Raw genomic sequence first — 13,838 nt, 5'->3', positions numbered from 1 at the left:
CAAATGACGCATGACAAAAGACGACATTTTAAAACATATCAGCAGGGTCAGCAGATTGAACTTTGCGAGTTGCGATCGCACCGGAAATCATACACATGATAGCGGTTAGTATCTGTACCTGAAATGCCCTCGCCAAAGTCATGTACAGTGGTAGGTTCGTGGCATTTCTGGTGAGGGAATAAAGCCCAAAAGACACGGTGATTCCTGGTAAAAAACCCAACACTGCCATAATAATAGCTTCTTCAAACACCACACCTAGTAAGTAGGCATTGCGATATCCCATTGCTTTAAAGGTGGCATATTCCTTCATATGAGCATTCACATCAGTGGAAAGAACCTGATAAACGATAATAACGCCGACTATGAAGCCCATTGTTACGCCCAAGCTGAAGATAAAGCCGATAGGAGTACTTTGCTGCCAATGATTCTTCTCAAACTCAACAAATTCTTCTTTTGTCAAGACTCTGACATCATTACTACCTCTAAGATGGTATTTCAACGCATTTGCGACTTGCTTGACTTGCTCCTCGTCATAACCTGGTTTTAGCTGAATGAGCCCCAAATTGACACTGCCTGCCTCTTGTCTGCTAAAGATTCGCAAAAAGGTTTGATCGCTTGCGATCAGGCTGCCATCTGCAATAAAGGAAGCCCCCACTTTAAACAAGCCACTAATAGTAATTGTTCGCCGTTCTATTTCGGTAGTAGCAGGTTTACCTTTGTCTACTTGAGCAAAGACTTCGTTGTAGTCTCCTCTAGAACCACGGTCAAAGAGTACGGTATCTGGTATCTTAATGGCGTTTAATTGACTGTTCACTTCCGGTAAATTAAAGGCCGGTTTATTAGGATCGATCCCTATTATGAGCACACCAGTTTCCTTACGTGTTTGGGGATTTTTCCAGTCAATAAAGCCAAGATACATTCCCTGCGCCGACTGCACCCCCGGTACATCCATTGCCTGCAATAATCGCCGCCGAGGAAATGTAGACAAATATGCCAAGTTACGTGCTTGGGGACTGACTAAAAAAATGTCCGCTTTCATACTTTGATGCAATCGGGTATTACTATCAAATAAGGCAGTTTGAAAACCCAGCTGCATGAACATGAGAACATCCGCAAAGGCAATACCTGACAGTGCGACCAAAAATCGACCCTTTTGGTGAGCTAATTGCAGCCATCCCAACGGCGTTCGTCGCCGTATTTCTTGAAACATAAATCCAATCATGATTTTACAACTCAATCACTGCCATAACTTGCAAATTCGATAATTTGGCTGCTTTGACGCTGGATGGTTCGTCCAGTCGGACGTGAACTTCCACGACTCTTGCATCAATATTACTTGTAGGATCGCTATTGACCACATTCTGTCGCTGCACTTGCCAGCCAACTCGCTCAACAATTCCCTGCAATTCATTCGGTACGGAATCACTCTTTAACCGCACCCTCTGTCCCATACGCACCTTGTTAATATCACTTTGGTAAACTTCTGCAACCACGTACATCTGGCTGGTTTGCCCAATTTCTGCGATACCTTCATTGGAGACGAGTTCCCCAGGACGGGTGTGAATCTTGAAGACTTGACCTTCTTGGGGCGAGCGCACGAAAGCTTGTCTGAGATTTGCCTCTGCTCTTTTCACAGCTGCTAAGGCTCGATTGACCTCTGCTTGGGCAGTTGCCACATCTACAGAACGAACTTCAGCAATTCTATTTAGAGTTGCGCTACTTTCCTTAATTTGCTGAGATCGCGATGTTTCTATGCGTTTGAGGTTGGCTTTTGCTTCTGCTAGTTGTTGGTTTCGCGATGCTTCTATGCGTTTGAGGTTGGCTTTTGCTTCTGCCAGTTGTTGGTTTCGCGATGCTTCTATGCGTTTGAGGTTGGCTTTTGCTTCTGCCAGTTGTTGTTGTGTTGTTGCCAGAGTTAAGCGCTTGTTATCTAGTAAAGATATCGCGATCGCTCCCTGTTGATAGAGTTTCTGATACCGTTGGTATTCTGCTTGGGCATTGTCTACCTGTGCTTGAAACTGACCGATAGTCGCTTTTTGTGCTTCTGTTTCCGTCTCTTTTTCTGCTTGTATGCGAGCAACTGTAGCTTGTTGTGCTTCAATTTCTGTCTCTTTTTCTGCTTGTATGCGGGCAACAGTGGCTTTTTGCGCTTCTACTTCTGTCTCTTTTTCTACTTGTATGCGGGCAACCGTAGCTTTTTGCGCTTCTATCTCACCTTGCTTGGCACCTGCTTTGATTTGAGCAAGATTTGCCTGGGCCACTCGCACTTGCTCTTGTGCTTCTGCTAGTGCTGCACTTAGGCGATCGCGACTGTCTAGAATCGCTACCAACTGCCCTTGTTGAACCATCATTCCTTCTCGAACCAGCAGTTGTTCGACTCGGCTTCCATCCGCCGATGCCGGTGCAGACAGTTTGACAATTTCTCCTTTTGGCTCCAAACGCCCCAACGCTGTCACCGTTTTGACCTCTGGAATGGTTGCCAGTTGCTTTTGTGCTGCAGCAGCATTACTCCGATATTTTTGGACAGTATATAGACTTATTCCCCCGGCTATTAAAGTTGCCAAAATAGCAATCAGAATAGGTGGGCGGAAAAAAGGCTTTAAAGGAGATGAACCCTCTAGCTTGGAGTGTTCCAGCATAGTTATGCTTCCATCGCGTGTTAAACTAAACCGTTTAGTCTTATAATAAACTAAACTATTCAGTTTAGTTTATCTGTGTTTCTAGGAGTTTTTATTTACACTTACTAGGGCACAGTGAGTTGTGCTCCTGCAGTCAACCACCGCACACAGACAGAAACTGCCTTTGATGAATACACCTTAAGAAGTAAGGTTATCCAAAGAGCGGGTGCTTAAACCATATATCTTAGGTTGCATTTTAGGTTCTGATTGTGCCAACAGGAAAAACCCTGAGATTGTGAGTAGTATATGTTGCCTATCCTAGGACATATTGCAGAAAGTTAAGTCTAATGTTAGAGAACACCAGGAAATAAGCAAAGGTCTATAAGATTGTTTATATATGATAGGACTATAAAAAATGGTAAGAGAAAGAGTTACTGAAGTTGAGCGGGATAGTTCGGTAGATAAAGTTGAACAGATTCTGCAAGGCGCGATGCAGGAATTTCTGTCTCATGGCTACGCCGGTACGAGTATGGATAGAGTAGCGTCGCGTGGGGGGGTTTCCAAAGCAACAGTTTACAGCCATTTTCAAGATAAACAGGGGTTGTTTAAAGCATTGGTAGAAAAATTAGCTCAAGAAAGGTTTCATTCCGTTTTTGGTACAGAACCCTTAAAAGGAAATCCCAAAACAGTACTGCGACGATTGGCATTAAAAGCATTGAATGAAATGCTCAATGATGAAGAGTATCGTGCTTTTAAGAGAGTATTGATAGGGGAGTCCGGACGTTTTCCTGAATTAGCACAATTGTGTGTTAGTAGCTTGATAAAGCCTTCGATCGACGTTCTCAGTAAATACTTGGCAGATCGTCCCGAACTCAAAATAGCCGATCCAGAAGCAACAGCAATGATTCTCCTTGGCACATTGGTTCATTTTATGATGACTCAGGAGATGATGCACGGTAAGGAGATTATTCCAATGGAGGGCGAACGAGTTGTTGATGCGTTGATAGATCTGATTTTGAAATCTGCTTAGAGATCGGTACGGCAAAACGAAGTTTCGTGGTTGCCCGACCGTTAATAGCAACGATCTTTGTTAAGAATTGCTAAGTTTTCTGGGGCAAGGTTGGTTGGGGTGCGTTCAAGAAAAGTACCGATCGACAATGAAAAAGGCTCAAGCATTTTTGCCTGAGCCACTGCTAAATTTACAAAGATTAGTAGCGATTGCGGGAACTGCTGTTTCCACGATTACCACCAAAAGAACCTCTTTCTTCTCTAGGCTTAGCCTTATTTACTTTTAAATCACGTCCCATCCACTCTGCACCATCAAGCGCATCAATAGCAGCTGTTTCTTCAGCATCTGTACCCATTTCTACAAAACCAAAGCCGCGTAAACGACCTGTTTCACGATCTGTAGGTAGCTGAACTCGCTTAACAGAACCGTATTCTGCAAACACAGCATTCAGACTATCTTCTGTCACTTCATAAGAAAGATTGCCTACATAAACTGACATACATTGTCTCCCAAATCATAAATGTGTGGAGATTTAAGTTTCGGAGAAACGTTTGCCAATACCAAAAACAAAAAGCCTGTTAATACTAAAAACAAAAGCTGTTAACCGAATTAAGTCTCATCTTTCATCATGGCATAATCGATAACTTTACACAGAGGTAACGAGAAAAACGTTATATAAATTTATATAAACAATTAAGATTTAAGTACAGATGATGACGAAGGCGAATGCTTCAGGGTGGGCTGCTACCCACCCTAGAATATTACTTAATTTTTGACTTCAGCTTCAGCAGATGACTTGCCAACTAACTTTGCTGCATTTTCCTCACTTTCGAGGATACCGAATTCAATCAACAACTCTTCTAACTCCTCCATCTCAATAGGTGTAGGAACGCTGAGATTGTTGCTGTTGTTGATGATCTTCGTCGCCAATGTTCGATATTCGTTACTTTGATTGCTGTCAGGTGCATACTCGTTCACGGTCATGCGGCGTAACTCAGCGTGCTGCACTATGTTGTCACGTGGTACGTAATGAATCATTTGGGTATTCAAACGTTTTGCTAGGGTTTCAATAAGCTCGATTTCCCGGTCAACGTTACGGCTGTTACAAATTAGACCACCTAAGCGCACGCCGCCAGAGTGAGCATATTTCAGAACCCCACGAGCAATGTTGTTAGCAGCATACATTGCCATCATTTCACCGGAGGTAACGATGTAGATTTCCTGAGCTTTCCCTTCACGAATTGGCATAGCGAAACCACCGCAGACAACGTCACCCAATACGTCGTAGCTAACAAAGTCAACGTCTTGGTATGCACCGTTTTCTTCTAAAAAGTTGATGGCGGTGATAATACCGCGTCCAGCACAACCTACACCAGGTTCTGGACCGCCAGACTCTACACAGCGTACATTGCGAAAGCCAGTAAGCATCACTTCTTCGAGTTCTATGTCTTCCACAGCGCCTCGTTCAGCAGCCAATTGGAGAACGCTTGTTTGGGCTTTGCTGTGTAACATTAAACGGGTGGAATCAGCTTTAGGATCGCAACCTACAATCAAAATGCGCTGACCCATTTCTGCCATAGCTGCCAAGGTATTTTGCGAGGTAGTAGACTTACCAATACCACCTTTACCTCCTGTAGTAGCGTTGGATTACCCTAAACCCGATGGGACATCTACCTTTACCGATTACACGGAGTTTATGGGTAGGAATGGGGCGTATTTTGATATTTCCAAACAATCGAATAATTTGTTTGAGCAGCCAGATTTGCGATCGCTCTCCCGAGATGAACAGCGCGATCGTATGCTGGATTATGTCGGATTCCTAGAATCAGCCCTGATGACAATGATTTTAGGCTCATCAGCTGAAAATCAGTTGCTGACGCAAACAGTGCGTTCCATTCTCAACTTGGCTTTAGGAGCTTTCTTTGCCGATGAGGGTATAAAACAACGGTATCGGGAGGCTATTGAAGAGGGATTTGGCACTAAAGCTTGGCAAAAAACCCCGACTTTAAACGATTTTATCCTATTCTGCTCTCCAGAACACCTGCAGCTAGATACCGTAGGTGGCAGAGTTGAGGATGCACTCAATCAAATTCACCTGCGCTTGCGGTTTTGGCTTTCGAGCCGCGTAGGACAAGCTATTTCTGCACCATCTAGCTTCCCTACGGATGCTCCACTTTTGGTTTTTGCCCTCAGAAATCTATCTGATAATGAAGATGCAGCAATATTATCTTTGAGCGCATATTCAGCAGCATTGCGACGCGCATTAAGCAGCCCATCTTCAATATTCTTCATCGACGAAGCTCCAATTCTCTTTGAATTCGAGCAAATTGCTAGCTTGGTTGGGAGAATCTGTGCCAACGGTGCTAAAGCGGGTATTAGGGTTATTCTATCAGCACAAGACCCCGACACCATTGCCAAATCCAAAGCAGCATCAAAAATCTTGCAAAACCTCTCAACACGATTAATTGGTCGCATTCAGCCAGTTGCGGTGGATAGTTTCACGAACATTTTAAAATATCCTCGGGAAATTATTGTTCGCAATGCCTCAGAGAGCTTTTTCCCGCGTAAAGAAGGCGTGTACAGCCAATGGTTGCTAGATGACAACGGTATTTATACTTTCTGTCGTTATTATCCTGGTTTTGAACAATTGGCAGTTGTTGCTAACAATCCTCACGAACAAGCTGCACGTACAGAAAGTATGCAGCGTTACAGTGATAAGTATGAGGCAATTTCCGTTTTTGCACGTCAGTTAGTAGCTTCTCTACGGGGATCTTAAGGACGTGGGCTGTAACGTGTAGGTGTGGTATGAGATTAACGGGTTTGACAAATTGCTGGTGCAAAATTCATATCTTGCACCTAGTTAAAAACCCACATTAAAATAAGTTCCGGGTTGATAGGGACAAATAGCTAAAGTTTACTGTGTCAAGATTTAAACCTGTTTAAACGGGTTTAAGCTTTAAGCGGCGATCTTTAGTTCTACGTATAGTGCAAGACAGGAGCAAAATATGAACGTTACTTTCATCCTTTAGCCTTCATACTTTAGCCTTTTTATACTAGGTGCTTTCTTTATGCGAAAAACTATAATCTTGGCTTCCTCGTTGGCATTTTTAGGAATGTTACCAGCTATGGCACAATTCTCCCAGCCATCCTTAGGGAAGGTTTGGGATGATTTTCAAGAATACGCAAGAGATTTACAATCTTACTTGGGTAATCAAACTTATCCAGGAAATAATTACGATAATATTCCCAATCCTTCAAGAGTTGTAGAATCAGAAATTCAAGATGCGATCGACTATTCTGCATCCAATTACACGCAAGAAGGCAGAATACCCAACCCGATTGCAGCAGGAAACCGCTTTCGCGAGCGAGTGTTTGACAATTCTTCAGGTACCTTTGAGAACAATCCAGGGGTGCAAGCAACAATAGCTAGCAATGAAATCCATCGCCAAATTACTCGTGGTGTAGTGGAAAGTGTATTGGGTGAAGGCGGACAGGAAAGGTCAAAAGCGAAATTAGAAAGTGTTGAGAATTCTGTTGAGAATATCGAGAAAGCAGTAGAAAATGCTGAGGAAAGCAAAAGCATACTGGATCAAATTGTCACCTCTGCTTGTCAGGCTGTAAATGATCCTAATAATAATCTTAATCCTGGAGTCGTTGCTAATCAAGCGTGTGCAAATGTAACTCAAGCAAATATGCAGTTGCAAAGCCTCATAATTCAGCGCGAGCAATCAAAAATGCTAGGAGAAACCCTTGCTCAGACAATACAGGGGAACCAATATCAGCAATTTTCAAACTTAAATCTGGCAAATATTTCCCAGCAGATTGAAGAGGCAAATCGTGCTAGAAGAGTCGATGCATCTGCAGAAGCGGCGCAACTTTTGAGAGCGACGTCTCAAGCAGATTTGCTGGGAGCTAGAAATCAGACAACAGCAGTAGGGGACAACGGTACTTCACCCGTACAGAATCCAGACGCTACAAATCTGGAGTCACAATAAATTCTCCCGTGTATTATCGTTTCCTCGTTTTAATTGGGAATGATAAGAAAGACAATAAGAGTGACTTAGAAGGAGCATCTCGTCGGTTATTAGAAGTAGGGAGTTGGATATGGAGAGCAAAAATGTGGCTTGATAGTTTGAATATTCTCGCACAAATTGTTGTTAATGATATTCTCAATGGTGGTGCAACAACCACACAAAGCATTGCTGACAGTTGGGACAATCAGTGGTTGGACTTATTACAAAATAATACTGGTAATAACATATACGGAGCGCTAACAAATTTAGGTATTTTTTTTGCAGTAGGAACCCTGCTAGTATTCATGACGCAATGGCTGAGAGATGTCTTAGACAACGAATATTCTCGTCCAATATCAGCATTTATTTGGCCATTTCTTGTCGTTATACTGTTAGCCAACCCCGGAAATGGAACCATACTGTCTAATCTCACACTAGGGTTGCGAAACTTTATCAATACTGTGAATCAGCAAGTAGTGCAAGCAGGCGACACAAATCAAACTTACCAGCAAGCACTTAATTTAAGCATTGCTGAAGAAATTGCTGGTTCTTACTTGCGTCCTTGTCAAACACTGACTGGTATACAACAAACTCAATGCTTTGCAGAGGCTAGGAGGAAAATTGACTACCTATGGGTTGAGTACAGAAGTTTGTATGGTGATAGAACTTGGATAAGCAGACTAGAAAGTAAAGTAAATTTAGTTCTAGATAATCCAGGTAATGAATCGGAACTTGCATTGAATTCTGTCGTAGGTTCTACAATACAAACCAGTATCAAAAGTTTTTTAATTTCCTTACAATTTGCTTTCCAAAATCTGATAGAATCTACGATGCTGCTGCTAGCAGTATTAGGTCCGCTAGCTGTGGGTGGGTCTTTGCTACCTGTAGGTGGAAAACCAATTTTTGCATGGCTTACAGGGTTTTTATCTGCCGGAATTGCTAAAATTTCATTCAGTGTTATTGCTGTGTTAACTGCTGCGGTGATTGTTAATGGTCCTGCAGAAGATCCTAATGCCGATCCAGACTTAATGTGGTTCGTCATTTTTTTGGGACTTTTAGCACCAATTTTATCTTTGGCGTTGTCCGCTGCTGGAGGATTTGCAGTCTTTAACGCTGTCAGCAATACAGCTTCGTTAGTGAGAGAGAGGGTATAGCGTTATGTTTGGTTATATACCTATAATAGGGACATCTTGGAGTAGTTTTGATTGTAGGCGATTAGACAAACTTGACAGAAGAGGCTACTAATAAAAAAGGCTTTATAGGAGATTGGAAAAGGGGATGAATCAATGGTAAGTTTACTGGAAAAAAGAAAAAAGCGAACGGGAAGCGTTTTGGCAGCCTTTGCGCTTCTTACCTTCGGTCTGCATCTGTTGACTCTATTTCTACTTATAGTTCAAGGGTTGACTATTCGCCAACTAAGTCTGGCAAAAACTCCTACCTTTGTACAACTTATTGATGGGAAACCAGTTACTGTTACTCAAGCTGAAGATTTGGAACGAGAACCACAAGCAATTCGCCAATTCGTCAGTAATACAATGACATCAATGTTTAATTGGTCTGGAACACTACCAGTACAAACCGTTGAACAAGCCACAAAACCTTTACCAGACGCAGGGATATCTATTAAAGCTCCACAAGGTTATAACAAAAGAATTGCCACAAGCAGTTGGATTGCCAGTTTTGCCTTATCAGAAGATTTACGCAAGGATTTTTTAAGACAAATTGCAGACCTGACCCCACTAGAAGTCTTCTCTAACAACCCCACTCAGGCTATGTCAGCCCAATTAATTATTAAACAGATTTCTCGCCCTGAGAAAATTGAACCCGGTTTGTGGCGAGTTGGTATAGTTGCAGATTTAGTTCAAAAAAAGCGTTTTCAAGAAGATAAGAAAGTCATAGTTCCTTTTAACAAAGATGTCATTGTGAGAGCAGTCAATACTTACGCACATCCACAACCCGATATGATGACTGACTTGCAAAAAGCAGTTTACGCTATGCGTTCTGAAAAGATGGAGATAGCCGAATTGCGTAATTTGTGTTTGCTGGATGGATATGGGGGTTCGATAGGAAATAATTCTTGCCAAGAAAGTATAGGAGATTCAGATAGCTTTACTAGGTAAAATGAAAGTTCCAGGTAAGGATTATTACCTTATTAAAACCTGCATTAACTAATAAATGCCTTAAGAACAAAGCTTTTTAAAAACATTGAAAATTTAGATGATTAATTGTAAATGCAATTACTTAAACAAGAAAACAAGAAAACAAATATACTACCACTGCTGGCAGTAGCAACATTTGGTCTAAATATGTTGGCTTTATTGGTACTTATGTTTCACGGTTCTATGTTGCAGCAGCTAAATCGTAGAAATGCTTCTCAGAGTTTGGTGCAACTTGCAGATGGTAGTGCCATAACAGTAGACCCCAAACAGAATACGGAACGTAATCCGGAGACAATTCGGCGCTTTGTCGGTGAGACCATGACCTTGATGTTAACCTGGTCGCAAAAACAGCCACCCAGAACAGTCTGGCAATTGACTTCTCAACTGCTAGGTGGTGGTGTGCGGCAAAGATTCGAGCTTGAAGTTAATAAATTAATTCCAAACAATCAAGCAGGCAATATCAATCAAGGCACTGAATCTGTCTTCGTTGTACAAAGAATCTCTGAACCAACAAAGATAGAGGGTGAGGATGGCAAGTGGAAAGTGGAGATAGTTGGCAATCACACAGTTTTTACCAGTTCTGACTCACTGGGAGAGACAACTCCTTTCCGGAAACAAATTTTAGTTCAGGCAGTAGATGAACAGGCAACATCACTACCCAAAGTGCCGCTTCCTTTGGATTTAGCAGTGCATCGTCTCGGCGAAGCAAAGCTAGAAATATACAATATATGTGAGATTACAGATAAAAACTGTTCCTAAAGTAAAGCCTATCTACTTAAATAATACAATGGCTAGTTCTTACAATAGTTCAGATAACCCTTTTGAACCAGAAGACTCTCTGGATTTGGAATCACGGATGGCAAGATTGGTTGGTTTGGAAGAAGAGCCTCCTTCTCCTGATGAGGGCTCAACTGCCATAACTCAGCCGTCACTTCCTGAACCACAAGACCCTCAAGAACTCCAAACGAAGCAACCCCTGTCATCTAATCCCTTTGCCAAGGTAGGCGTAGTGGGGGCGGCAACGTTGACTGTGGTTGTAGTTGCTGGCACGTTTTTGACCCAGCTTATGAGCGGCACGAATAATAAGCCCAACACTCAAAATCGCGCTTTGGTACCGGAAGCCCCACCGCAGCCCAAACCAGAATCACGCATGGAGCAGTTAGAAAGAGAAAATGAGGCACTGAAATCGAAACTTGCTCTGAGCGAACAAGCAGCAGCAGTGAAGGCAGCACAGCAACAACTGAGAAACGTACAACCAACAACCCCTCGCGTGGCTCTTAGACCAAGTCCACGGGTGGAATCGCGAGATTTCTCCAGAGATAGACCAACGGTGGTAGTACAAAGGGTACCCGCAGCGCCCGTCGTGCGAACTGTTTACCGCGATCGCATTGTAACTGTCGATCGCCCCGTGAGACCGTCTCAGGCTGTAGCAAGAAGAACACCCAACCCCCTACCCGCCGCAGTACCACCAGTTCCACCGCCACTTGCGACTCCCAATACGCAATCATCTGTGGAATTTACCCCACCACCAACCCCAGATCCCCTTCAGGAGTGGGCAAGGTTAGCAAAGTTGGGTAGCTACGGTCAGGTGTCTACCCCTGATAATCAAAATGCCGGTAATGCAACAATCGCTAGTAGACCAAGTATAGAACCACCCCAACCTCTGGTGACTCCCAGACCGCCTATCAGAATTCAGCCTCCAGAAAGCTCTGCAGTTAGCCCGGTAGCACAGCGAAGAACCAAATCATCCAAATCGACAGTAGTAGGGACTAGCGCCAAGGCTACCTTAGTAAAAGGTCTGTATGGGACAACCAATAGGGGTCGCGATAACAATAATAATAATAATCAAGTATTTGTGGTGCAGTTAAGGGAACCATTAAAAGCTGAAGATGGTTCTGTTGCCATACCCGCAAATGCAGAGCTACACACTAAAGTTGCTTCTATTTCTGAAGGAGGCTTGTTGGATCTTAATGTAGACAAAGTTGTCTGGGAAGAAAATGGCAACCGTATAGAAAGGAGTGTACCGCAAGGTGCGTTGATGATTAGCGGTGCTGGGGGTAAACCACCCGTCGCCACCCAGTATACAAGTGGTGGTGGAGGGTCATCCCTTGGGCGTGATGCCATGCTATTTGCCTTTGGGGGCGCTCAAAAAGCAGGAGAGTTAATTAATCGTCCTAGGAGAGAGTGCCGCTTGGTGGACAACATTTTAAGTAGTGGTGACAACGATCGCGATTATATTTGCGAGGATGAGAACACCGACAACATTGCAGCTGCAATCGCAGATGGAGGTATGAGATCTATAGTCCCTGAAATAATGCGACGCAGCCAACAGGCACAATCCCAAAAGGCACAAAGAACGAATATTTGGTGGCTACCAGCAGGAACAAAAATGGAAGTTATAGTTGCTCGCTCGACTCAGTTTTAATTGCTCTTGCGATCGTGTGTCAACCTCATTAGTGGAGGCTAAGTCTAGCAAAGTGAAAAGTAAAAAGTGACTTGTACTTTTTACTTTCTCTTCTACACCTTTAAACTTGATAATAACTTGATTTCTTGTAACCACTGATATACCCTAGTAGCCATAGATAAAACCAACAGTTATCAGCCATCGCCGTCATAGCATATTTATCTACAAATTTAAAATCGCAAAATTGAACAACTGATATACCCAAAATCACGCAGATAAAACACAAAAATGTCTGCCTCCATCTGCGTTTATCTGTGGTTAAAAACCCAATATGCTATGAGCCAATAGCTATACCTGTAGCAAAGTATTATGAACAACATTCACCATAAAAAACACACCCCACGCAATCCCTACTTCTTCCCTCTCTCCCTCTTTTTCTCAACTGCAATTTTATTGCTAGCAGGTCGCGCTCTTGCGGAGAACTCTGTTTTGCGTTCCATCTTTTCCTGCCAAGCCCAAGGTTTAGGGGGAGCGATACCACAAATCACAGTTTGGTTTCAACAAGGAACAAATTTAAGTTTTATTCAAACAGGAGAAACAATTAAAAAAGTTTGGTTGGACGACCCTTCCCAGGTGACATTAGATTTTGATGGTCCTGTATGCATGCAGTTTGGTCAACAAGGCTCGGAAACAGGAGATTGTGAAAATTCAGCAGCAAGCGTGATTCACCTGAGACGAATTAAAAAACTCGACATTCCTGGGCTTCCCAACACTAACTCTACACTTTTAACAGTGGTTACTGAAAAGCAAGGACAAAGAAAGCTGTACACCTTCCGAGTTATCTACAGCAATGGTACCCCTGAATATAACACCTTAGCAGTTTTCGCCGATGTTCCTTCTGCTAGCACGACTCCTTGCGTCAGAGGAAACAACAGACAAGATTATGGGAGTGTCGGTGTACAAAGGATAGATGACTAGAATATGGCAAGCTAAATGAGACCTATTTCAAGCCGACTTAAGATTGAGTTTGGTTGCGGATAGTCTCGATCGCCGTATCCAACCAGTCAATATACGTTCGTTCCTGTTGCAGCACGAGTTCCAGCACCAGCCGCTGCAAGACTTGGTCACGGCTAGCAGCGGAATTTCCAAGGGGCGGTAGCTCGATCTCTTCACACTCAGCAATTTTCTCTCGACGGGCAATTAACTGTTTCTCCAACAGGCGAATGATGGCATCGTTCGGTAACTGACCCGCAAAAAACATCTGAATGAGTAAGGGGTCTCGTATAGTTGGCAGTGGTTGGGGACACTGAAGCCATCTCACTAATTCCGATTTACCTGCTTCGGTTAAGCAGTAAACTTTACGGTTTGGGCGATCGTGCTGAATCTCGACTGTACAGCTAATCCAACCTTGCTCTTCCAATTTCTCAAGAGTTCTGTAAATCTGGGCTTGGTCAGCTTGCCATAAATGAGCAATAGAGCGATCGAAGCAGCGCGTTTTGAGATCGTAGCCCGTCATCTCTTCCTGCTTCAGTAATCCCATAATTGCGTGTGCTAATGACATAATACGGTTTTCCGAACCTTGAGGTACTATAAACTACACTGTTAGTACTTATATAAGCTTGTGCTAATATATGA

At 43.1% G+C, this 13,838-nt stretch carries 12 protein-coding genes and 1 pseudogene; 8 read left to right on the top strand and 5 right to left on the bottom strand.

Annotated elements, in window-relative coordinates; translation table 11 throughout:
- Nucleotides 1-28: 28 nt before the first annotated feature.
- Both devC and ACYRY3_RS22085 read right to left on the bottom strand, forming a co-directional pair.
- Complete coding sequence (gene devC, locus ACYRY3_RS22090) at nucleotides 29-1,222, bottom strand: ABC transporter permease DevC (protein WP_460203780.1); 1,194 nt, start codon at nucleotides 1,220-1,222, stop codon at nucleotides 29-31.
- A gap of 4 nt (nucleotides 1,223-1,226) precedes the next feature.
- Nucleotides 1,227-2,639, bottom strand: a complete 1,413-nt coding sequence (locus ACYRY3_RS22085; protein ID WP_460203779.1) for an HlyD family efflux transporter periplasmic adaptor subunit — start codon at nucleotides 2,637-2,639, stop codon at nucleotides 1,227-1,229.
- 394 nt (nucleotides 2,640-3,033) lie between these two features.
- Between ACYRY3_RS22085 and ACYRY3_RS22080 the strand changes: the two genes are divergently transcribed.
- Nucleotides 3,034-3,648 (top strand): TetR/AcrR family transcriptional regulator, encoded by a 615-nt coding sequence (locus tag ACYRY3_RS22080; protein WP_460203778.1) that lies wholly within the window; start codon nucleotides 3,034-3,036, stop codon nucleotides 3,646-3,648.
- Nucleotides 3,649-3,826: 178 nt separating this feature from the next.
- Here the strand turns inward: ACYRY3_RS22080 and ACYRY3_RS22075 are convergent, their stop codons facing one another.
- Nucleotides 3,827-4,126 carry an RNA recognition motif domain-containing protein gene (locus ACYRY3_RS22075; protein ID WP_460203777.1) on the bottom strand — a complete coding sequence of 100 codons (300 nt, stop codon included), beginning with the start codon at nucleotides 4,124-4,126 and terminating at the stop codon, nucleotides 3,827-3,829.
- Nucleotides 4,127-4,392: 266 nt separating this feature from the next.
- On the bottom strand, nucleotides 4,393-5,244 hold the full coding sequence (gene nifH, locus ACYRY3_RS22070) for a nitrogenase iron protein (protein ID WP_460203837.1): 852 nt from the start codon (nucleotides 5,242-5,244) through the stop codon (nucleotides 4,393-4,395).
- Nucleotides 5,245-5,257: 13 nt separating this feature from the next.
- Between nifH and ACYRY3_RS22065 the strand changes: the two are divergent.
- The 7 genes and pseudogenes from ACYRY3_RS22065 to ACYRY3_RS22035 all read left to right on the top strand — a co-directional run.
- Nucleotides 5,258-6,403 (top strand): annotated as a pseudogene (locus ACYRY3_RS22065) (hypothetical protein); the annotation flags it as partial.
- A gap of 292 nt (nucleotides 6,404-6,695) precedes the next feature.
- Nucleotides 6,696-7,622, top strand: a complete 927-nt coding sequence (locus tag ACYRY3_RS22060; RefSeq protein ID WP_460203776.1) for a hypothetical protein — start codon at nucleotides 6,696-6,698, stop codon at nucleotides 7,620-7,622.
- A gap of 122 nt (nucleotides 7,623-7,744) precedes the next feature.
- The gene (locus tag ACYRY3_RS22055; RefSeq protein ID WP_460203836.1) at nucleotides 7,745-8,794 is read left to right on the top strand and encodes a hypothetical protein; all 1,050 of its coding nucleotides are present in this window, start codon (nucleotides 7,745-7,747) and stop codon (nucleotides 8,792-8,794) included.
- A 132-nt stretch (nucleotides 8,795-8,926) separates the two neighbouring features.
- Nucleotides 8,927-9,760, top strand: a complete 834-nt coding sequence (locus ACYRY3_RS22050) for a hypothetical protein (RefSeq protein ID WP_460203775.1) — start codon at nucleotides 8,927-8,929, stop codon at nucleotides 9,758-9,760.
- A 111-nt stretch (nucleotides 9,761-9,871) separates the two neighbouring features.
- Complete coding sequence (locus tag ACYRY3_RS22045; RefSeq protein ID WP_460203774.1) at nucleotides 9,872-10,558, top strand: hypothetical protein; 687 nt, start codon at nucleotides 9,872-9,874, stop codon at nucleotides 10,556-10,558.
- Nucleotides 10,559-10,586: 28 nt separating this feature from the next.
- On the top strand, nucleotides 10,587-12,224 hold the full coding sequence (locus ACYRY3_RS22040; protein WP_460203772.1) for a TrbI/VirB10 family protein: 1,638 nt from the start codon (nucleotides 10,587-10,589) through the stop codon (nucleotides 12,222-12,224).
- Nucleotides 12,225-12,572: 348 nt separating this feature from the next.
- Nucleotides 12,573-13,181 carry a hypothetical protein gene (locus tag ACYRY3_RS22035; RefSeq protein WP_460203771.1) on the top strand — a complete coding sequence of 203 codons (609 nt, stop codon included), beginning with the start codon at nucleotides 12,573-12,575 and terminating at the stop codon, nucleotides 13,179-13,181.
- A gap of 37 nt (nucleotides 13,182-13,218) precedes the next feature.
- Here ACYRY3_RS22035 and ACYRY3_RS22030 read toward each other — a convergent pair whose 3' ends face one another.
- Nucleotides 13,219-13,764 (bottom strand): PadR family transcriptional regulator, encoded by a 546-nt coding sequence (locus tag ACYRY3_RS22030; RefSeq protein ID WP_460203770.1) that lies wholly within the window; start codon nucleotides 13,762-13,764, stop codon nucleotides 13,219-13,221.
- Nucleotides 13,765-13,838: the final 74 nt, after the last annotated feature.

The sequence above is a fragment of the Scytonema sp. NUACC21 genome, assembly GCF_054684315.1.
The sequence above is the reverse complement of the archived record's forward strand: the minus strand, read 5'-3'. Positions and strand labels throughout refer to the sequence as shown.